Annotated in this window: 19 protein-coding genes and 1 tRNA gene; 14 read left to right on the top strand and 6 right to left on the bottom strand. The window is 61.6% G+C overall.

What is annotated here, in order from left to right; genetic code table 11:
- Positions 1-12: 12 nt before the first annotated feature.
- The 10 genes from ASU33_RS05715 to ASU33_RS05670 all read left to right on the top strand — a co-directional run bounded on the left by ASU33_RS05715 (position 13) and on the right by ASU33_RS05670 (position 11,826).
- Positions 13-3,201, top strand: a complete 3,189-nt coding sequence (locus ASU33_RS05715; RefSeq protein ID WP_059069156.1) for a PAS domain S-box protein — start codon at positions 13-15, stop codon at positions 3,199-3,201.
- Positions 3,202-3,308: 107 nt separating this feature from the next.
- On the top strand, positions 3,309-3,734 hold the full coding sequence (locus ASU33_RS05710) for a hypothetical protein (protein ID WP_059069154.1): 426 nt from the start codon (positions 3,309-3,311) through the stop codon (positions 3,732-3,734).
- 128 nt (positions 3,735-3,862) lie between these two features.
- Positions 3,863-4,585 carry an ABC transporter ATP-binding protein gene (locus ASU33_RS05705; RefSeq protein WP_059069152.1) on the top strand — a complete coding sequence of 241 codons (723 nt, stop codon included), beginning with the start codon at positions 3,863-3,865 and terminating at the stop codon, positions 4,583-4,585.
- The gene (locus ASU33_RS05700) at positions 4,582-5,094 is read left to right on the top strand and encodes a hypothetical protein (protein ID WP_059069150.1); all 513 of its coding nucleotides are present in this window, start codon (positions 4,582-4,584) and stop codon (positions 5,092-5,094) included. The genes ASU33_RS05705 and ASU33_RS05700 overlap by 4 nt, the downstream gene beginning before the upstream one ends.
- A gap of 96 nt (positions 5,095-5,190) precedes the next feature.
- A complete protein-coding gene (locus ASU33_RS05695; RefSeq protein WP_059069148.1) occupies positions 5,191-6,435 on the top strand; it encodes an ABC transporter permease in 1,245 nt (414 codons plus the stop codon).
- A gap of 317 nt (positions 6,436-6,752) precedes the next feature.
- Entirely contained in the window at positions 6,753-7,994 is a 1,242-nt protein-coding gene (locus ASU33_RS05690; RefSeq protein WP_059069146.1) for an ABC transporter permease, read from the top strand.
- Positions 7,995-8,047: 53 nt separating this feature from the next.
- Entirely contained in the window at positions 8,048-9,157 is a 1,110-nt protein-coding gene (locus ASU33_RS05685) for an efflux RND transporter periplasmic adaptor subunit (RefSeq protein ID WP_059069144.1), read from the top strand.
- A gap of 60 nt (positions 9,158-9,217) precedes the next feature.
- Entirely contained in the window at positions 9,218-10,450 is a 1,233-nt protein-coding gene (locus tag ASU33_RS05680) for a DUF3616 domain-containing protein (RefSeq protein WP_078062905.1), read from the top strand.
- A gap of 61 nt (positions 10,451-10,511) precedes the next feature.
- A complete protein-coding gene (locus tag ASU33_RS05675) occupies positions 10,512-11,048 on the top strand; it encodes an acyl-CoA thioesterase (RefSeq protein WP_059069142.1) in 537 nt (178 codons plus the stop codon).
- Between the two features lie 217 nt (positions 11,049-11,265).
- A complete protein-coding gene (locus ASU33_RS05670; protein WP_059069140.1) occupies positions 11,266-11,826 on the top strand; it encodes a type 1 glutamine amidotransferase domain-containing protein in 561 nt (186 codons plus the stop codon).
- Positions 11,827-11,900: 74 nt separating this feature from the next.
- Here ASU33_RS05670 and ASU33_RS05665 read toward each other — a convergent pair whose 3' ends face one another.
- Together ASU33_RS05665 and ASU33_RS05660 are read right to left on the bottom strand one after the other, a co-directional pair.
- Positions 11,901-12,413 carry a DUF6992 family protein gene (locus tag ASU33_RS05665; RefSeq protein ID WP_059069137.1) on the bottom strand — a complete coding sequence of 171 codons (513 nt, stop codon included), beginning with the start codon at positions 12,411-12,413 and terminating at the stop codon, positions 11,901-11,903.
- An 83-nt stretch (positions 12,414-12,496) separates the two neighbouring features.
- Positions 12,497-13,186: a porin family protein gene (locus tag ASU33_RS05660; protein WP_059069135.1), complete on the bottom strand. Its 690-nt coding sequence runs from the start codon at positions 13,184-13,186 to the stop codon at positions 12,497-12,499.
- A 194-nt stretch (positions 13,187-13,380) separates the two neighbouring features.
- Between ASU33_RS05660 and ASU33_RS05655 the strand changes: the two genes are divergently transcribed.
- Together ASU33_RS05655 and ASU33_RS05650 are read left to right on the top strand one after the other, a co-directional pair.
- Positions 13,381-13,455: transfer RNA gene (locus ASU33_RS05655), tRNA-Val, on the top strand.
- Between the two features lie 207 nt (positions 13,456-13,662).
- The gene (locus tag ASU33_RS05650; RefSeq protein WP_059069132.1) at positions 13,663-14,070 is read left to right on the top strand and encodes a hypothetical protein; all 408 of its coding nucleotides are present in this window, start codon (positions 13,663-13,665) and stop codon (positions 14,068-14,070) included.
- Between the two features lie 8 nt (positions 14,071-14,078).
- Here ASU33_RS05650 and ASU33_RS05645 read toward each other — a convergent pair whose 3' ends face one another.
- A complete protein-coding gene (locus ASU33_RS05645; RefSeq protein ID WP_059069130.1) occupies positions 14,079-14,975 on the bottom strand; it encodes a carbohydrate kinase family protein in 897 nt (298 codons plus the stop codon).
- Positions 14,976-15,079: 104 nt separating this feature from the next.
- On the opposite strand from ASU33_RS05645, the gene ASU33_RS05640 reads away from it, so the two are divergent.
- The gene (locus ASU33_RS05640; RefSeq protein ID WP_149867070.1) at positions 15,080-15,490 is read left to right on the top strand and encodes an STAS/SEC14 domain-containing protein; all 411 of its coding nucleotides are present in this window, start codon (positions 15,080-15,082) and stop codon (positions 15,488-15,490) included.
- A 68-nt stretch (positions 15,491-15,558) separates the two neighbouring features.
- Positions 15,559-16,476: a histone deacetylase family protein gene (locus ASU33_RS05635; RefSeq protein WP_286130417.1), complete on the top strand. Its 918-nt coding sequence runs from the start codon at positions 15,559-15,561 to the stop codon at positions 16,474-16,476.
- Positions 16,477-16,785: 309 nt separating this feature from the next.
- Here the strand turns inward: ASU33_RS05635 and ASU33_RS05630 are convergent, their stop codons facing one another.
- From ASU33_RS05630 to ASU33_RS05620, 3 genes are all read right to left on the bottom strand, one after another.
- Positions 16,786-17,502 carry a methyltransferase domain-containing protein gene (locus tag ASU33_RS05630; RefSeq protein ID WP_059069126.1) on the bottom strand — a complete coding sequence of 239 codons (717 nt, stop codon included), beginning with the start codon at positions 17,500-17,502 and terminating at the stop codon, positions 16,786-16,788.
- Entirely contained in the window at positions 17,495-18,610 is a 1,116-nt protein-coding gene (locus ASU33_RS05625) for a type III polyketide synthase (RefSeq protein WP_059069123.1), read from the bottom strand. Before ASU33_RS05625 ends, ASU33_RS05630 begins: the two co-directional genes overlap by 8 nt.
- An 83-nt stretch (positions 18,611-18,693) precedes the next feature.
- Complete coding sequence (locus ASU33_RS05620) at positions 18,694-19,836, bottom strand: NAD(P)/FAD-dependent oxidoreductase (RefSeq protein ID WP_059069121.1); 1,143 nt, start codon at positions 19,834-19,836, stop codon at positions 18,694-18,696.
- Positions 19,837-19,838 lie beyond the last annotated feature (2 nt).

The following is a 19,838-nucleotide window of genomic DNA, read 5'->3' as shown; positions in this document are numbered from 1 at the left end:
GCTATCATACTTATGCCGATAAATCCCGTTCAGTATCCCGCCAATCGAGTTGTCCGCTACCGTACCACTTTAGCCCGCCGCTATGCGGCCGAGCGCCAGGCCCGGCTTGCGGCCGAGCAGCACCTAGCCGCTCAGTCGGAGCTGCCGCTAGCCGCGGCCGAGCGCCTGCAGCTGCTCTCGGAGCTCACCCGCCTTACACCTAATCCTGCGTTTACCACCGATCGGCAGGGGCGCATTCGGTACATGAATGTGGCCGCCGAGGCGCTGCGCCCGCTGCTTACCACGCCCGATGGGCTCCAGGCCACAGGCTTTTTGCAGCAGTTGCTCGAGCGGGCCGTGGCCGAGCAGCGCCCCCAGCAAACGGAGCACGCGCTAGCCGACCGGTTTTACATCTGGACGGCGGTACCCGTGCCCGAAACGCCGCTGCTGAACGTGTACCTCACCAACGTGAGCACGCTGCGCCAAACCGAAGCGGAGCTACGCCGCAGCCAGCACCTGCTGGCGCGCATCAACGATACGCTGCCCACCTTGGTGTTTCTGTACGATGTGGTGGAGCGGCGCCTGCTATATGCCAACGACCAGGCCGAGGCCCTGCTGGGTTGCTCGGCCGCCGAGCTGCAGCGCCTAGGTGCGCCCGAGCTGCGCCAGCTGCTGCACCCCGACGACCTACCCCTGCTCGATGCGCAGGTGGCCGCCTACCAACACTTACCCGAAGGCCAGCTGCAGGAGGCCGAGCTGCGCTTTTGGCACTGCGGCGGGTACTGGCGCTGGTTGTCGCTGAAGACAACCGTTTTCAGCCGCGACGAAGCGGGCCGCGTACGGCAGCTTATTGGCTCGGCCGAGGACATAACCGAACGCCGTGCCGCCGCCGAAGAGTTGGCCCGCAGCCGCCACTTTTTGGGCCGGGTGGCCGATACCGTACCAAGCCTGATTTACCTCTACGATTTGCTGCAGGGCCGCAACCTGTACTGCAACCGCCAACTAGCGCCCATGCTGGGCTACGCGGCTGCCGACTTGCAGCTGATGGGCAACGCCATGTTTGATAAGCTGGTATTTCCGGACGACCTGCCTGCGGTGGCGGCTCACCACCAACGCCTGCAGCAAGCCCTCGACGGCGAGCTTATCTCGACCGAATACCGCGTGCGGCGCCGCGATGGGGCCCTGTGCTGGCTGCGGGTGCGCGAAAGCGTGTTTGCGCGCAACGCCAGCGGTGCCCCCAGCGAAATCATCGGCTCGGCCGAAGACATAACCCAGGAAAAACTGGCCGAGACCGAGCGCCGGCGCGCGCACCAGCAAGCCGCCGAACAAAGCCGCTTGGTGCGCCAGGTAATCGACTCGGTACCGCATTTGGTGTACCTCAAAAACGAAGCCGGTCAGTACGTGCTGGCCAACGAAGCCACGGCCGAGCTGTTTGGGTTATCGGTAGAAGAATTGGAGGGCCTTAGCGCCGGCGCCCTTTACGCTACCGACGCCGAGGCCGCGCAGCGCTACCACCAGCAAGACCAGGAAGTAGTAACCACGCACCGGCAAGTAGAACAAGAAGAAAGCATCCGCCGGCCCGACGGAAAAGTGCTCTGCTTTCACAGCATTAAGCGGCCCTTTGTGCAGGCCGATGGTACGGTGCTCGTGCTCGGCGTCGATAGCAATATAACCGAGCTTAAGCGGGCCCAACAAGAGCTGCGCCGTGCCAAAGAAGCCGCCGAAGAAAACGCCCGCGTAAAGCAGGAGTTTTTGGCCAACATGAGCCACGAGGTGCGCACGCCGCTCAACGGTATTTTGGGCATGGCCGGCCTGCTGGCCCGCAGCCCCCTGAGCACCGAGCAGCAGCGCTACCTAGGGCTGATTAAGCAATCGGCCGACCACCTGTTGGTGGTGATCAACGATGTGCTGTCGGCGGCGCAGCTGGGCTCGGGCAAGCTGCAACTCGAGTGTATTGCCTTCGATTTGCACACGCTACTGCACGATACCCTGGATAGCCTGCAGCTGCGCGCGGCCGAAAAGGACATCAGCCTGCATCTGGAGCTGCCCATTCCGGCGCCGGCCCTCGTGCGCGGCGACCCGCACCGCGTGCGCCAGATTGTGCTTAACCTGCTCGGCAACGCCATCAAATTTACCGAGCAAGGCCGCGTAACCTTAAGCGGCCAGTGGTTGCCTAACCGCGCGCAGCCCACGTTTCATCTTACCGTGGAGGATACCGGCATTGGCATTGAGCCGCACCAGCTGGCGTCCATCTTTGAGCCGTTTACGCAGGCCTCGGCCAGCACCGCGCGCGAGTTTGGCGGCTCGGGCCTGGGGCTGAGCATTAGCCGCGGCTTGGCGAAGCTACTTGGCGGCCGCATTTGGGCCGAAAGTGAGCCCGGCCTGGGCAGCACCTTCCACGTAGAGCTGCCGCTGCCCCCGGCGCTGGCGCCACCGCCTGCCCTCAACCGGCACGAGCAGCCTGCAGCGCCGGAGCTGGCGGGCATACGCGTGCTGCTGGTGGAGGACAACGCCGTGAATCAGCTGTTTGCCGCCTCGTTGCTGCGCGGTTGGGGCGTACAGTTCGATACCGCCGCCAACGGGCTGGAGGCGTTGCAGCTATTCGATACTTACCGCTTCGATGTCGTGCTCATGGATATTCGCATGCCCGTGCTCGATGGCCTGAGCGCTGCCGTGCGCATGCGCAACCACCCCGAAGCCGCCCGCGCCGCTACGCCCATTGTAGCCCTTACGGCGCATGCCCTGCCCGGCGAGGCCAGGCGCTGCCGCGAGACGGGCTTTTCGGAGTACCTCTCCAAACCCTTCCGCGAAGACGAGTTGCTGCGCGTGCTGCGGCAAGTAACCTCAGCTAATCAAGCTGTTGGCCCGGCTACCGGTGCGGGGTTGCCACAGAGCCCCGCCATAGCCCACGCCGCCACTGGCGATGCAGGCTTTCGGCAGCGCCTGGCCGAGCTGTTTGTGCAAACCACGCCGCCCGCTGTTGAGCGGCTGGTGCAGCACTTCCGCAACCACGAGTGGGCAGCCATGAGCGATGCAGCACACTTTCTGAAAAGCTCGTTTGCGGGCATGGAGTTGCACCACCTGCTGCCGGCCGTGCGGTTGCTTGAGGCCGCCGGCAAGCCGGGCACCGCACCGCAGCCCGCGCAACTGGCTGCGGCTGTGGAGCAAGTGCGGACCGCCGCCGAGCAGTTGGTGGCCGAGCTGCGCCAGCAATGCCCCTAGGTGCGGCTGCTCCAAAGGGCGGGCAAGGGGCGTCGCCAACGAGTGGGTCGCCACACAACTTGTGGTTTTCACGTATGTTGGCGCACATCCCCCTTTTCGCCACTCCTATGACCCTCCGATTTTGGCTATTTGCGTTGCTACTCATCACCACGCTAGCCACCGGCTGCGCCCGCCGCAACCGCGCCAAGAAAGACACGGCCAGCAGCACCCCCGTTGAGGCCCTGCGCACGGCCGAAGAAGTTCGGCGCGAAAACGCCCGCGACCTGGCTTCGGTAATGACGGAAGAGCTGCAATTGCGCGAAGACCAAACCTTGCGCATTCGGCAAGTGCTGGCCAGCACAGTGGAGCAGGTAAACGCCGCTCAAACCAAATTTGGCACCGACAAAGCTGGCCTTACCACTGCGCTGCGGCGCATTAATGCCAGCTCCGAGGCGCAGCTGAAGCAAATTATGACGCCCGAGCAGTACAAGCAGTACCAAGTACGCAAGCCGCAAATCCAGCAGAAGTTGCGCGAGCAGAAAGCTGGCAACTAAAAATTTTCGGTAGCGCAGGCAACGCCTGCACGCGCCCGCGCATCTGACGCCGGTGTAAGCCCACTCCGCAACCTAGGGGTGGCTTACGCCGGCGTTATTGTTTATCTTGATGCAAACGCAGACGGGCCATGATTCAACTCCGCGGAATCGAAAAGAGCTACGTAATGGGCCACAACCGGCTGCCAGTGCTCAGGGGCATTGACCTGGAAGTGCACCCCGGCGAGCTGGTAAGCATCATGGGCTCATCGGGCTCAGGTAAGAGCACCCTGCTCAACATCCTGGGTATTCTTGACGATTACGACGCCGGCGAGTACTGGCTGGCTGGCACCCACATCGATCGGGGCCTTTCGCAACGGCGGGCGGCGCAGCTGCGCAACCAGTTTTTGGGCTTTGTTTTTCAGTCGTTCAACCTGCTCAATTTTAAGTCGGCGCTCGAAAACGTGGCCCTGCCGCTGTACTACCAGCAGGTAAGCCGCCGCGAGCGAAACCGCCTGGCCATGGAGTACCTCGAGCGCGTGGGCCTGGCCGACCGCGCCGACCACCTGCCCAGCGAGCTTTCGGGCGGGCAGCGGCAGCGCGTGGCGTTGGCGCGGGCCCTTATTCATCAGCCCAAACTCATTCTGGCCGACGAGCCCACCGGTGCCCTCGATACCCACACCACGCAGGAGGTGATGGACATCTTCAAGCAGGTAAATGCCGAGGGCATGACGGTCATCATCGTAACCCACGAGCACGATATTGCGGCGCAAACGCAGCGGGTAATCCGCATCCGCGACGGATTGATTGTGGGCGAAGAAGCCGAAGAAACTACCGCCTCCCCTACCGCTACCATTAGCTCCCTTCCTTCATGAAAAACGTACTGCTTGCCGCCGCTTGCCTGCTCCTAGGTGGCGCCGCTGCCCACGCGCAAAACCCGGCCGCCGCTACTACCGAGAGCAAGGCGCTGCAGCAGCGCATCAACCAGCTGATGCGCAACCCGGCCAAGCCCCAGCAGGAGCTTCGACTCGATCTGAAAGGCTGTCACGCCACGCAAACCATTCGCGACAACAAAGCCGACGTGCAGGCCTCGGCGCCCATTTTGGTGAGCTACAACAAAGGCGGCGAAGCAGGCTGGGCCGCGAAGGTGTCGGATGGCAAGTTTGAACTGGTGATGGACTTTGAATGGAGCGAGGTAGAACCCCTTACCTACCTCCGCCGCAAGCCCGAGAAGGGCAAAAACGAAGCGCCCTACGAAATCAAGATCCGGCGCGTGCGCAAGGGCAACACCACCAACTTCGAGCTGCCCCTCTACACCACCGACGAGAAAGCCGTGCTGGATGTGGTGCGCCGCCTCGAGAAGGTGCGCCAAAGCTGCCACTAGTCTGCTGCCCTAGGTGCCCGCCGAGGCGCGGGCACCTAGGCCGTGTACTTTCCGCCTTCTGCTTACCGCGTGCTTTTAGCCTAATCAGCCGTTGCGATGTTCGACCTGGATAAGTGGCAGGAAATCTGGAGCACCATGCGCCGCAACAAGCTGCGCACGGCCCTTACGGCTTTTGGCGTGTTCTGGGGCATTTTCATGCTGGTGCTGCTGCTAGGCGCGGGCAAGGGCATGGAAAACGGCATTTGGCGCGAGTTCGGCGCCGGCGCCCAAAACAGCCTGTTCATTTTCGGGGGCAAAACCTCGCTACCGTGGCAGGGCCTGAAACCAGGGCGCGAAATCAAATTCACGAACGCCGATTTGGAGGCCTTGCGCCAGCGCGTGGAGGGCGTGGAAATGGTGGCTACCCGCAACCGGCTTTCGGGCGAGTACACCATTGTGCGCGGCACGCGCAACGGCTCGTTTCAGGTGTTTGGCGCCAACGGCGAGTTCTTCCGCATCAACGGCGAAGAAGTAAAAACCGGTCGGCTGCTGAGCCCGCTTGATTTGGCCGAGCGCCGCAAGGTGATGGTGATTGGCGAACGGGTGCGCAAGGTGCTGTTTAAGCCCGACGAAAACCCCATTGGCCAGTACGTGCAAGTGAAAGGCGTTTTCTTCCAGATTGTGGGCACTTTTACCACCAACCAAAACCAAGGCCGCAACGAGGAGCGCGCCTACGTGCCCTTCAGCACCTTCCAAACCACTTTCAATCAATACAACCAGGTGCAGCTGCTGGCCATTACCACCCGGCCCGGCGTGCCCGTGAAGCAAGTAGAAGAGCAGGTGCGGCAGCTAATGGCCAGCCGCCACCAGTTCGACCCTGCCGACAAGCAGGCCATCGAGCTGGAAAACAACGAGGAAGAGGTGGCCCGCTTTCAGGGCTTGTTCAACGGCATACGGCTGTTTGTGTCGATTATCGGCGTGCTTACGCTGATTGCCGGCGTGGTAGGCGTCAGCAACATCATGCTCATTATTGTGCAGGAGCGCACCAAAGAAATTGGCGTGCGCAAAGCCATTGGCGCCACGCCCTTCAGCATTGTGAGCATGGTGGTGCAGGAGTCGGTAGTGATTACCGGGCTGGCCGGCTACCTAGGGCTACTGGCCGGCGTGGGCCTGCTCGATGGATTACGCTACGCCATCGAGAAATCGGGGGCCGAGCTGCCCTACTTTACCCGCCCCGAGGTGGATGTGGGCGTGGCCGTTGGCGCCACGGTGCTACTAGTGCTGGCTGGCGCGCTGGCCGGTTTTGTGCCAGCCATGCGAGCAGCCAACATCAAGCCCATCGAAGCACTCCGGACGGAATAAAAATATTTAAACTCCCCTCCTCAACTGAGGAGGGGACGCCGTGCCGAAGGCGCGGCTGGGGTACTTGCCCTAGCGTCGGATAGTAAACGCTACTAAAAAGAACGTCATGCTGAGCTTGTCGAAGCATCTCTATCGCTTTGGTGGAATTAGTATCAGGAGACTTCGACTGCGCTCAGCATGACGCCCTAGAGTTATCGACCTAGGGCAATCGTTCAAGCGACAGCCCAACGATCATCAACCACCCCGCCCTTCGGGCACCCCTCCTCATCTGAGGAGGGGAGTTTCGCCCCTTCCTGCTTCCGTAACCCCATTAAGCCATGTTCGACCTAGATAAGTGGAGCGAAATCTGGAGTACGGTGCAGCGGCACAAGCTGCGCACCTCGCTCACGGCCTTTGGCGTGTTCTGGGGCATCTTTATGCTGGTGGTGCTGCTGGGCGCGGGCAAAGGTTTTCGCAACGGCGTCGAGAAAGAATTCGACGTAGCCAAGAACGCCATCTTCGTGTGGTCGCAGCGCACGAGCGAGCCTTTTAAGGGCATGAAGCCGGGCCGCTCGGTGCAGTTCACCAACGACGACGTGGCCGTGCTGCAGCGGCAAGTGCCCGAGGCTGCATTGGTGTTGCCGCGCACCTCCTTGCACGGCACGTTTACGGTGCAGTACGGCACCAAAAGCTCGTCGTTTTCGGTGAACGGCGAATACCCCGGCTACCCGCAGGTGCGGCCGGTGGCACTGCTGTCGGGGCGCTTCATCAACGAGCCCGACGTGCGCGACCGACGCAAAATTGCCGTGATTGGGGCGCGGGTGGCCGAGGTGCTGTTTGGCACGCAAAACCCCATTGGGCAGCAAATTCGCATCAAGGGCACCTACTTTCAGGTGGTGGGCACCTTTAAGGGAACGGGCCGGGCCGAGGAGGCGCAGGAAGACGCCCAAACCATCTTCATTCCGCTCACCACCCTGCAGATTGCCTTCAACCAAGTCAACAAGATTGACTACTTCGCTTTCCTGCCCAAGCCCGGCGTGCCGGCCAAAGTGGTGGAAACGAAAGTAAAGCAGGTATTGGCTCAGCAACACAAAGTATCGCCTACCGACGAGCGGGCATTTGGCTCGGCCAACGTGGAGGAAGAATACGCCCGCGTGCAGGGCCTCTTCCTTGGTATTGCCGGCTTTAGCTGGTGGGTGAGCCTAGGTACCATCGTGGCCGGCATCATCGGGGTGAGCAACATCATGCTCATCGTGGTGAAAGAGCGTACCAAGGAAATCGGCATCCGCAAGGCTATGGGCGCCACGCCTTGGAGCATTGTGAGCATGATTGTGCAAGAAAGCATTGTGATTACGGCCGCCGCCGGCATGCTCGGCCTGCTGGCCGGCACTGCGCTTATGGCTTTCCTGAGCAACCTCATAGAAGGCCAGGACATCAACTTCTTTTACAACCCGCAGGTGGATGTGCAGGTGGCCCTCACGGCCGTGTTCATGCTGGTTTTCTGCGGGGCTTTGGCTGGGCTGGTACCGGCCACCATTGCCGCCCGCGTGCAGCCCGTAGTGGCCCTGCGCGACGAGTAATCCCTCCAACTACCCTCTCTCCTTCTCTCCCGACAACCAACTTACTGCTTGCCATGAAACGCGTCTTCCTCGTCCTTCTTCTCGTGCTTCTGCTTGGCGGCTTCGGGTGGCTGGGCCGCTACTTCTACCTGCAGGCCCACGCCGACCCCATCACCTACAAAACCGAGCAGCCTTTTGTGGCCGATATCACCAAAAAAACGGTGGCTACCGGCAGCATTGTACCCCGCCGCGAGGTGCAGATTAAGCCGCAGGTTTCGGGCATTGTGGAGGAGCTGTACGTGGAGGCCGGGCAGCCCATCAAAGAGGGCCAGCTGATTGCACGCATTCGCACGGTGCCCAACGCCGCCAGCGTCAACAACGCCCAAAACCAGATTCAGCAGGCCCGCGTGGCTTTGGAAACCAGCCAGCAAGAGCTGGAGCGGCAGCGCCCCTTGTACGAGCAGAAGGTAATTGCGCAGCAGGAGTTCAACCGCTTGCTCAACGATGTGCGCGCCCGGCGCCAAGCCCTCGAGGCCGCCCAAAACGACCTGCAAATTGCCCAGCGCGGCGCCTCGCGCAATACCGGCGGCGCTACTAACGTGGTGCGCTCCACCATTACGGGTTTGCTGCTCGATGTGCCCGTGAAAGTGGGCTCGTCGGTGGTGGAGCGTAACAATTTCAACGAGGGCACTACCCTGGCCACCGTGGCCGACATGAACAGCTTGGTGTTTGAGGGCAAAATCGACGAAAGCGAAGCAGGTAAGGTGCGCGAGGGCATGCCCATTAAACTCACGGTGGGCGCTATCGAAGGCACTGCGTTTCCGGCCACGCTGGAGTACATCGCGCCGAAGGGCGTGACGGAGGAAGGCGCCATCAAATTTCAGGTGCGGGCCAAGGTGCAGCCGCAGCCGGGTGTGTTTTTGCGCGCGGGCTACTCGGCCAACGGCGACATTGTGCTCGACCACAAAAAGCAGGTGCTGGCTATTCGGGAAGCGTTGCTGCAGTTTGGCAAGCTAAATAAGGACAGCGTGTTTGTGGAGGTGGAAACCGCGCCGCAGCAGTTCCAGAAAAAGCTGGTGAAAACGGGCATTTCCGACGGCATCAACGTCGAGATTGTATCGGGCCTGAGCAAGGGCGATAAGCTGAAGGTACTGGGCCCCGCTACCGACGAGAAGAAAGGTTAGGCACAACCCATAGGGCGGGTACTTTCGTTCGTATGCCTCATTCCCGACCTTGCTGCCGTTATGCCTAACTCGCCCTCTGCCATTACCCTGCGCTTCGACCCTGCCCTCAGCCTCAATCCTTCGGGCAAGCACGTGCGCGACGGACTTTCCTCGACACTGCGCACCGGCGACAACCTCTGGACGGCCTGCGACGAGCGCGCCAGCGTGGAACGGCTGCGCCTTACCGATGCCACCACCTTTGGGCAGCACTGCCGCTTTCAGCTGGCCGATTTCCTCGACTTGCCCGACCCCGATGCCGAGGCCGAAATCGACATTGAGGGCTTGGCCGAAGGCGACGGGTACTTGTGGATAGTGGGCTCGCACAGCCTGCGTCGCAAAGACCCCAAGCCCGAAAAGGATGACACCGAAAAGGGCTTGGCTAAGTTGGCCAAAGTGCGCGCCGACCCCAACCGCTATTTGTTGGCCCGGGTACCGCTGGTACTGAACGAGGAAACCCAGGATTACGAGCTGCAGAAATCGGCCCCCAACCCGGGCCAGAAGCGCCGTAAGCTGAAGGCCGCCCGCCTAGGTCATCATACCTTAATCCGCCTGCTGCGCCGCGACCCGCACGTGGGCCCGTTTGTGCACCTGCCCGGCAAAGACAACGGCTTCGACATTGAGGGCATGGCCTACGCCGGCGACGGGCGCCTGTTTGTGGGCCTGCGCGGGCCGGTGCTGCGCGGCTGGGCCATTGTGCTGGAGCTGCACGTTACCGAAGGCAGCAAACCCGGCCGTCTGCGCCTCAGCAAGCTCTCCGATGCGCAGGGTGTGTACTACCGCAAGCATTTTCTCGACCTAGGCGGCATGGGCCTGCGCGAAATGCGCCTCGTGGGCAACGACCTGTACCTGCTGGCCGGCCCTACTATGGACCTCGACGGCACCATTGCCGTGTTTTGCTGGCCCGATGCCCTGCACCACGACGCCGACAGCCTGGTGGCACCTTCGCAGTTGCGCCGCATGTTTGACGTGCCGCACGGCTACGGCCCTACCGCCGGCCAGGACAAAGCCGAGGGCATGGCCCTGCTCAACGAAAACCACGTGCTGGTGGTATTCGATAGCCCTACCGACGCGCGCAAACCCGAGGACGATACGGTAATTGCCGATGCTTACCGCATTGTCCAAGAGCCCGAGCAGCCCGACGCCGAAAACGCGGCCGTTGCGCCACCTGCCGCTGCCGAACCCAGCGCCGAAGTAGCCGCTGCCGATGAGCACGTAACTGCCTCCGACGCCCAAGGCAATCTACCCGTTCAGTAGCCGCCTGCCAACCAAAGGCGGCCAAAGGTGTTACTTTGCTCGGCATACCTACTACTTCCCTATGGCCGACAACGCCACGCTCATTCAAACGCCCGAAACCCGGCACCGCATCTATTTCCAGGACTGCGACCAGCTGGGCCACCTCAACAACGCCCGCTACCTCGACTACTTCCTGAACGCGCGCGAAGAGCACACCATGCGCCACTACGCCCTTAACCTAGGGCAGCTTACCCGCGAGCAGCGCGCCGCCTGGGTTATTACCAAGCACCACATCAGCTACCTGAAACCGGCCAACCACGGCGAGGAAGTACTCATCCGGACGCAGCTCATTCACTTCGATAATTCCTCGCTGGTGGTTGAAATGCAGATGCTCGATGCCGAAGGCCTACGTCTGAAATCCCTGCTGTGGTCGGAAATGGCGTTCATCAGCCTGGTAAACGGCAAACGCGCCGACCACTCCGATGCCCTGATGGACATGCTTGAGGAGGTAGACGTGGACGACGTGCAGTACCACCCCGACGGCTTCGACGAGCGCATTCGGGAGCTGCGCCAGCAGTTCAAGAAACAGCGCAAAGCCGCCGGCCACGACGAGGAATAGCACCTGTAGCGCGGACTTTGTAGTCCGCGTCCCCGGATAGTGACTTCTAATCGTGTAAGCAATTAGGAACTGTATATGTGGACGCGGACTACAAAGTCCGCGCTACAGCTCATCACAACCTCCCCTTTCGCCTTTGCGTTAGCCAGAAACCGGAACCACCCACCTAGGGCGGTTCCGGTTTTTCATTGCCAACCGTTTCACCACACCGCCAAACACCATGAGCATTTTTGGTAACGACCCGCTGAAGGGCAAAAAAGTAGCCGTGCTTGCCACCGATGGTTTCGAGCAATCGGAGCTGGAGCAACCCGTAAAAGCGCTGAAGAATGCCGGCGCCGATGTAGATATAGTTTCCCTGAAAAGCGGTTCGATTAAAGGCTGGGACGAGAAGGATTGGGGCAGCAAAGTATCCGTGGATAAAACCCTCGACGAAGCCAAGCCCGCCGACTACGACGCGCTGGTGCTGCCCGGTGGCCAAATGAACCCCGATGTGCTGCGCACCGAGCCCAAAGCCGTAAGCTTCGCGGCCGATTTTATGAAGTCGGGCAAAGTGGTGGCAGCCATTTGCCACGGCCCCTGGACCTTGGTAGAAACCGGCCTCGTGCGCGGCAAAAACATGACGAGCTGGCCCAGCCTCAAAACCGACCTCACCAACGCCGGTGCCCAGTGGCAAGACTCCACGGTGGTGGTAGACGGCAATTTGATTACCAGCCGCAACCCCAACGATTTGCCCGCTTTTAACGAAAAGCTGATCGAGAAAATTGGCGGCACCCAAGCCTAGGTGCCTACCTCACAAAAGAGCCCCGGCCGCGAGTAGTGGCCGGGGCTCTTTTGTGCCCATGGCCTACTAAGTACCTAGGGCACCAGCGCCAGCAGCTCGGCCGCGCAGCGGTGGTACACAAGGTAAAAGCCTACATCGAACACAAACAAGAAGCCGCCCTGCACCCACAGCGAGCGGGCATAGCCCAGGTAACGCTCGGGCAGCTCCTCTACCGAGGCCGCCCGCGCAAACAGCCACGCCCCAACGGCCACGTACGCCACATCGAGCCCGGCATTGAAGAGCAGAATCTTCTCGAACGCAAACTGCGCCTGCAGGCTGTCAACGAGTGTAAGCCCCTCCACGTGCAGCGGCCGGGCTTGCAAAATGCCCCACGCGGCCAAAAAAGCGTTTACCACGCCCCAGCCCACGTTCATCTGATGGAAGTAGTGCTGGGCTTGCTTGGGCAGCGTGCGCGTAACCAGCCAGCCGCTGCCCAGCAGGTTCAGCAAGGCCCAGGCACCTAGCACGCCCATGCCTTGCTGGGCCAGCATTTCGCGCTGAAAGTTGATGGCCGGCAGCGCGGCGGCCACATCGGATAGTACGGGCATGAACGGCGGCAATGCACGAACATAAACAAGAAAGCACGCCCCTGGGGGCGCGCTTTCCGGAAAGGACCTAGGCTGGCAGCAGATTACTGGGCAAACCCAAAACCTACGTACACCTGAATCAGGCTGTTCTTGATGTCGTTGAGGTTCTCGTTGGGCGTCATCAGGCCGTTCTCCATCTTGGGGTCGTTGTAGATGTTGGCCAAGCTGAGTACGTAGCGGCCGCCCACGCGGGCCGGGCCTACGCGGGCCTCAATACCGGCTACCCCGCCGTAGTCGAGCGAGTTGTAGTTGCGGCTGCTGATGTTCACGGCGTTCTTGTCCTCCTTCGCATTCACGAGCAACGACACTTGCGGGCCTACGTGCACGCTCACGTTATCCACGAAGTTGTACACGAACATCACCGGCACCTGCACATAGTCGAGCTGGGTTTCGTAGGTGTTTTGCATGCCCGCCGGCCGGAACGCCGACGACGCTTTAAAGCCTTGGCGGCTGTAGAGCGCCTCTACCTGCAGCGAGGTTTGGGGCGAGAAGCCAAACTGGGCGTAAGCACCGGCATGGAAGTTCTGACGGCTTTCCTCGTTGCCGTAGTTCTTCTTGTCGTCGCCGCGGAAGTTTGAGGAGTTCCAGCCGCCCTTGATACCGAAGCCGTTGTTGCGCGAATCGGGGGTGGTTTGGTAATCCGACGATTTGCGGATACCCTGCACGCCGCGTTGGGCCAGGGCATCCCAGCTGCACAAGGCGCACAGCGAGAGTAAGAGTGCAAATTTTTTCATGTGACAGAGGATCTGAGGTTGAGCCGCGCCCCGTGTTGATTGCGGCAACGCATCGGGCCATAGGCGGTTTCCTATACTTTGGGCGGCCCTCATGGGTTGCACCGCAACCCAACGAAACAGAAATTTTCCTGTTGAGCTGCTTGTCATCGTGGCCAAACGCTGCTTATGTTTGCGGCTTCCGGCCTTGCCCTCCCGGAGCGTTAGCTCAGTTGGTTCAGAGCACCACCTTGACACGGTGGAGGTCACTGGTTCGAGTCCAGTACGCTTCACACCCCCTTTCGCATACCCGACCAGCCCTGGCCGGGTATGTTTTTAGGCGTTTTCGGCGGCGCCGTTTCCTGCTTAAAGCACCTGATAGGCTGATATCAGCCCTGGCTGCGCCCCGGAACTTGTATTATCCCGCTGTCATTGGCAACGCTGAGCTTTCTGAGGCGTAACAGGCTGTAAGCAGCAGCTCCACCCAACCGCACCTGTGCATGATTCTGCTTGCCCGCTACTCCTTTCTCAACTTGTACCTGCACGAGAGCAGCACCATACGAGCCATGGAGGCCGAGTGGCGGGGCTTTGTCAGCAGCTCGTTTCTGCGTCAGGCTGTAACCGATGCGATAGGCTTGGCCCGCCAGCACCGCATTACGGGCTGGATTGCCGACGACCGGCTGCTCGGACCCGTTCGCCCCGCCGACCTGGATTGGATATCGGAGCATGCACTGCCCGAGCTGGTGCGCATCGGGCTGAAGCGCTTTGCCCGCATCGAGGCCGAAGACCCGCTCAACAAGCTACTGATTAGCCAGCTTCAGCACGAAGTAGAAGAAACCCTACCCTTTCAGGTGCGCACCTTTACCGATGTGCAGCAGGCTCGCCTTTGGGCATCGGGGGCGGTGTAGCCCTAGTGTTATTTCGCCTTGGTGCCCGTTGTAAGCAAGGCTTGCACGTCGGCCGGACTAATAACTGGGGTAGCCCCTGGGTGGGTGGCCACCAAAGCCCCCGCCGCACAGGCAAACCGCAGCAGCTCGGCGGGTGCTTGCTGAATTAGCCACCCGCGCAATAGCGCTGCCAAAAAGGCGTCGCCGCTGCCAATGGTGTCTTGCACCACCACGGGCACGCCTGCGGCGCGGTGCAATTCCCCGTCAGCCCACAGCAGGGCTCCGTCGGCGCCGCAGGTAACGCACACGGCTTGCAGGTTGTAGCGTTGGGCCAGCCAGGGCATGGCGGTACTGGGCTCGGCGGCTTGCCCATGCCACTGCATCAGCTCGGCTAATTCGTGGTGGTTTAGCTTCGCTAAATCGGCTTGGTCGAGCAGGTGCAACACCACCTCGGGGCTGTAGTGCGGCGGGCGCAGGTTTACATCGAACACCCGAAAACGAGCGTGCTCGAGCAACCCGTACAGGGTACTGCGTGTGGTAGCATGGCGCGCTGCCAAGCTGCCAAATACCAGCATATCGGCCCGGGCTACCAACGCCTCGGCAGCAGCACTCGGCCCGATGGCATCCCAGGCAACTGGCTCCACAATCTCGTAGCGCACGTTGTGGGCGTCGGCTACGTTGGCGTGCACCACCCCGGTGGGGTAAGCTGCCGTGCGCTGCAGGTAGTCGGTGGCGAGGCCTTTACGGGCCACAAACGCCAGCAGCTCCTGCCCTAGGTCGTCGGGGCCAATGCTGCTGATGAGGTGGGCACGCACGCCCAGCTGCTGCAGATGCACGGCCACATTGAAGGGGGCGCCGCCCGCCTGCTTGCCCGATGGCAGCACATCCCACAGGACTTCGCCAAAGCAGACAACTTGCTGATGCATAAAAGCTAGATCAATAAACTCCACAATCGCATGCTCCCTATGTGCCGCGCAAGCATGCCAAGGCGCGGAAACCCTATTAAGACTGAGTGTGTAATTTAGGCCTAATGCCGACCAGTTCTTCCTCTATCTACTTTCATAACGCGGCGGGTTTGGTGCGCGAACATCCCCACTACGTACGCTTGGAGTACTTTGCCGGAAAGCGCCAGCTTGCCGAGCTGCAGGCGTTGCTGGGCCACGTTACCCGGGCGCTAGCCAAGCACGGCACCGGTAAACTGCTGGTGGATCAGCGCCTAATGACGCCCTTCTCGCCCGAAGAGCAAGTTTTTGTACTGGAGGATTGGCTACCCCGCGCCAATGCCGAAGGGGGCTACCGCTGGGGCGCCGTGCTGCAGGCGCACAATGTATTTGCCCGCCTTGCCACCGCTTTGGTGGTTACGCAAATGCAAGGCAAGCCCATGACGTACCAGTACTTTACCGACGAGAATGCCGCCGTGGCTTGGCTGGTTGCCCAGTGAGGCACCAAAGAACCTAGGCTCCCTACTTTTCCGCAAACCTCACCCCCCTTCGCAGCGTTGTTTTGCGCGTGACCCATCCGCACCATCTGCCCGTTGCCTGGGCACCACTCTACGCCCACCCGCTGCCCGCCGGGCACCGCTTTCCGATGCTGAAATACGAGCTGCTGCCCGAGCAGCTCATCCGCGAGGGCACCATTGCCGAGGAAAGCATTTTCGCGCCTATTCCGCTGCCCGACAAGTACATTCTGGAAACCCACTGCGCCGGGTACTACCAGCGCCTGGTGCAAGGGCAGCTTACGCGGCACGAGGAGCGCGCCACGGGCTTTCCGTGGTCGGAGCAATTGGTGCAGCGCGAGGTCACTATTTTGGGCGGCACAGTACAATGCGCTAAGCTGGCCCGCCACACCGGCGTGGCCCTGAACGTAGCCGGCGGCACCCACCACGCCTTTGCCGACCGCGGCGAAGGCTTTTGCCTGCTCAACGACCAAGCCGTGGCGGCCAACTACCTGCTGCAGCACGAAGGCATCAACAAAGTGCTGATCGTTGATTTGGATGTGCACCAAGGCAACGGCACGGCGGCGCTGTTCCGGCACGAACCCAGGGTGTTTACCTTTTCGATGCACGGAGCCCGCAACTACCCGGCCCGCAAAGAGCAATCGGACCTGGACCTAGCCCTACCCGACGGCACCGACGACGCCACATACTTAAAACTGCTCCAAGAAACCTTACCGCGCCTGCTCGACGAGGTACAACCCGAGTTCGTGTTCTACCTCTCGGGCGTGGATGTGCTCAGCACCGATAAGCTCGGGCACCTAGGCCTTACACGCGAGGGTTGCCGCCAGCGCGACCGGTTGGTGCTGGAGCTTTGCCACCGGCACCACTTGCCCGTGGTAGTATGCATGGGCGGCGGCTACTCCGAGCGCATCAGCGACATTGTGGAGGCCCACGCCAATACCTTTCGCCTGGCGCGCGAGCTGTGGTTTTAGAACCTTTTCGAAGAACAACAAACTCCCTTCCTCAGCTGAGGAGGGGACGCATCAGCTTAGCTGATGTTGGGGTGGTTGACCTCGCGTCAGACACTAACCTCAACCAAACAGCCCGTCACGCCGAGCGCAGCCGAAGCACCTCTACCGCTTCGTTAGGGGATAGGATACTATCAGTATAGGTGCTTCGGCTGCGCTCAGCATGACGACCTAGGGTAATTGTTCAAGCACCAGTCCAACGATTGTCAACCACCCCTAGCCCCTCCTCATCTGGAGAGGGGAACTGTTGTTCGGCTGCTGCACACCGGCGCGCTACTCTCCTGCGCCTTCAATAATCAGCTGCCAACGAAAGGCCCACTGCCAACGCAACTCGTAGCGCGTAATAGCTGCCGTGGCCAGCAGTTCTTCCCAATCGGTGCGCCGAAAGGCACGGGCGACCGAAAGCGGCGCATCGTTCTGCACTAGGTACGAGCCGCCCAGCAGGCGCGTCAGCCACTTAATGCTGTGGTAAGCCAGCGGGTGGCGGTGCAAATCGTTGATGACCACGGCCACGTGCGCCTGCTCGCGCCATTGCCGCAGCATGGGCACCAGCTCTTGCGCGGCAAAATGGTGGCAAAACAAGCTGCACATCACCACATCGTAGCGCTGCAGGGCAAAATCGGGCGCGAAAATGTCTTGCTGCTTAAACTCGATTTCGGGGTACGCCTGGCTGCGGGCACGGGCGTAATCCACCATAAAGGCATTGGCATCGAGGCCCACTAACTCCACGGCCAAATCTTGCTGCCGCGCCCACTGCGCCACGCGCCGCAGGGTGTCGCCGCCGCCGCTGCCTAGGTCGGCAATGCGCACCGGGCGCCCGGCAGGCAGCCGCGGGCGCAGGCGCTGCAAGGCATTCAGCACCACGCGGTAGCCACCTAGGCGCGTGTTGATGACTTCGAGCTCGTCGAGGTTCTGGCGCAGGTCGTCGGAGGCCAGCGTCAGGTCATCCATCAACTCGGGCTCCGAGGAGCGGCGGGTAAAATCAGGCATAGGCAACGCGCAGCAACATGGCTTCGAGTGTGAGGCCTGGGCCGAAGGCGAAGCTAAGCACGGGGGCGCCATCTTCTTCGGGCTGCAAGTGCCGCTGTAGCTCGCGCAGCACAAACAGCACCGTGGCCGACGACAAGTTGCCCACCTCGTGCAGCACGCGGTAGGCGTGGCGATTATCGGCCGGCGAAAGGCCCAGCTCCTGCTCAATGGCCTCTAGAATGCGCCGCCCGCCGGGGTGAATGGCAAAGTGACGCACATCGGGCAGGCGCACGGGCAGGCGCTGCAACAGACCATCGGTAAGCTTGCGGATACCCTGCTTTACGAGCCGCGGCACGTAGCTGGAGAGCGTCATCTCGAAGCCGAAATCGTTGACGTGCCAGGCCATATCGGCTTGGCCATCGGGCTCGAGGCCGCAATGAAACGCCGCCAGCTCGAGGTTGGGCCGGCCGGCTGCTGGCTGCCCCAGCACCAAGGCAGCCGAAGCCCCGTCGCCAAACAAGGCATTGGCCACGAGGTGGTCTTCTTCGTTGCGCTTCTGAAAGTGCAGGGTGCACAGTTCGGTGCACACAATGAGCACGCGTGCCCGGGGGTCGGCGCGGCAAAAAGCATCGGCCAGCTTCAGGGCGTTAAAAGCGGCGTAGCAACCCATAAAGTTGACGCAGGTGCGCTGCACATCCGGCCGCAGCCCTAGGTGCTGCACCAATTCAATATCGAGGCCAGGGGCGTACATGCCGGTGCAACTCACCGACACCAGGTGGGTAATGCTTTGCACCGATACCTCGGGCGCTTGGCGTAAGCAGTCGAGGGCGGCTTCGGCGGCCAGTGGCAGGGCTTCGCGGCGGTACACACGCATGCGGGCACCTACCGTGGGGAAAGGCTCGAGGTCGGGTGAGTTCGGAAAGAAGGTGTAGGCGCCGGGTGTGCGGCCGTAGTCGGGCAGTACTGAGTGCCGGTAGCCAATGCCCGACATGCGGTAGATGGCGCGGAGCTTGCGCGTGCCAGCTTCGTCCATGCCGTGGGCACGGGCCATGAACTCGGCAATCTGTGGCTGCGGCAGCCGGTGCGCCGGCGTAGCCGTGCCGATAGCGCTGAGGTAGCTGGTGGTCATGAAGAGCAGTATACGGAAACCGATGCCGCGCGGCGCAGCATCTCTACCGACAACGGCCCAGCTTTCGGAAGGTTTAGCGAAAATCAGAAGGGCACGCCGTGGGTTTGCCGCATCAGGCCTTGTACTACCGCCGGGGCGTAGCGCAGCGTAGCCACTACGGCATCGGTAAGACGCGGCCCCCCAAACAAGTTTTGCACCATGCGCCCGATGCGCAGCCGACTGGCAAATTGCCGCTGCCAGGCGCGGGTGTAGCCAGCCTCCAGCGCGGGGCGCGTAAGCTGGCCGCCTAGGTACGCGTGGGCGTGCTGCGCTGCCAGGGCTGCGCCGTGCATAGCCATGGCCATGCCGTTGCCACATAAAGGCGTAATAAGCCCGGCTGCGTCGCCGCACATGAGCACGTGCTGCTCTACGCTGGTTTTTGGAGCGAAGGATATTTCATTGATGACCTCGGGATGCGCGTAGAGGCGTTCGGCCTCGGTGAGCACCCGCCGCAGGTGCGGGTTCTGCGCTAGCACTTCGGCCTCCAGGGCCGGTATGCTGCCGTGGCGGCGTAGCTGCTCGCGGGTGGTTAAGTAGCAAAAGCAGTACCGGTCGTCCTCAATGGCCGAAAGGCCGGCATAGCCATCGGCAAAGTTGTGCAGGGCAATGAGGTTGCGCGGAAAGTCGAGGCGCATGTGGTACTTCACACCCACGTACGGCGAGCGTTGCCGGAAAAAGGCACGGTCGAGCTGCCGATCGAGGGTAGCGCGTTTGCCGTACGCGCCAAGCACCACGCGGGCCGTAAGCTGCTGCCCATCGGCCAGCGCAACGGTAAACCGATCGGCAGCGGGCTCGAAGCTGACGTTGCTGACCGTGGAGCCCAGCCAGAATTGCACGCCGCGCCCGGCCGCTTGCTGATACAGGTAATCATCGAGCAGGTAGCGGCTCACACCAAAGCCGCCTAGGTCGAGGCGAGCCGTGAGGGTGCGGCCACCCGGAGCCGAGACTAGGAATTGTTCTATTTGAGCCGGCCGCAGCGGACCCGGGTCGGCGCCCAGGCGCTGCAGATAGGGCAGCACCTCGTTGGAAACGTACTCGCCGCACACCCGATGAAATGGGTAGTGCCGCCGCTCCACGAGCCCCACGCGCCGGCCGCGGCCGGCGAGGTCGAGGGCGGCGGTAAGCCCGGCCAGGCCGCCGCCGATAATCAGTACCTCAACATCAGAAACGGGCCGGGCAGTTGGCAAAA

Source organism: Solirubrum puertoriconensis, assembly GCF_001483135.1.
In the GTDB taxonomy this organism is placed as follows: domain Bacteria; phylum Bacteroidota; class Bacteroidia; order Cytophagales; family Hymenobacteraceae; genus Solirubrum; species Solirubrum puertoriconensis.
This window is presented reverse-complemented; position numbering and strand designations above follow the sequence as displayed.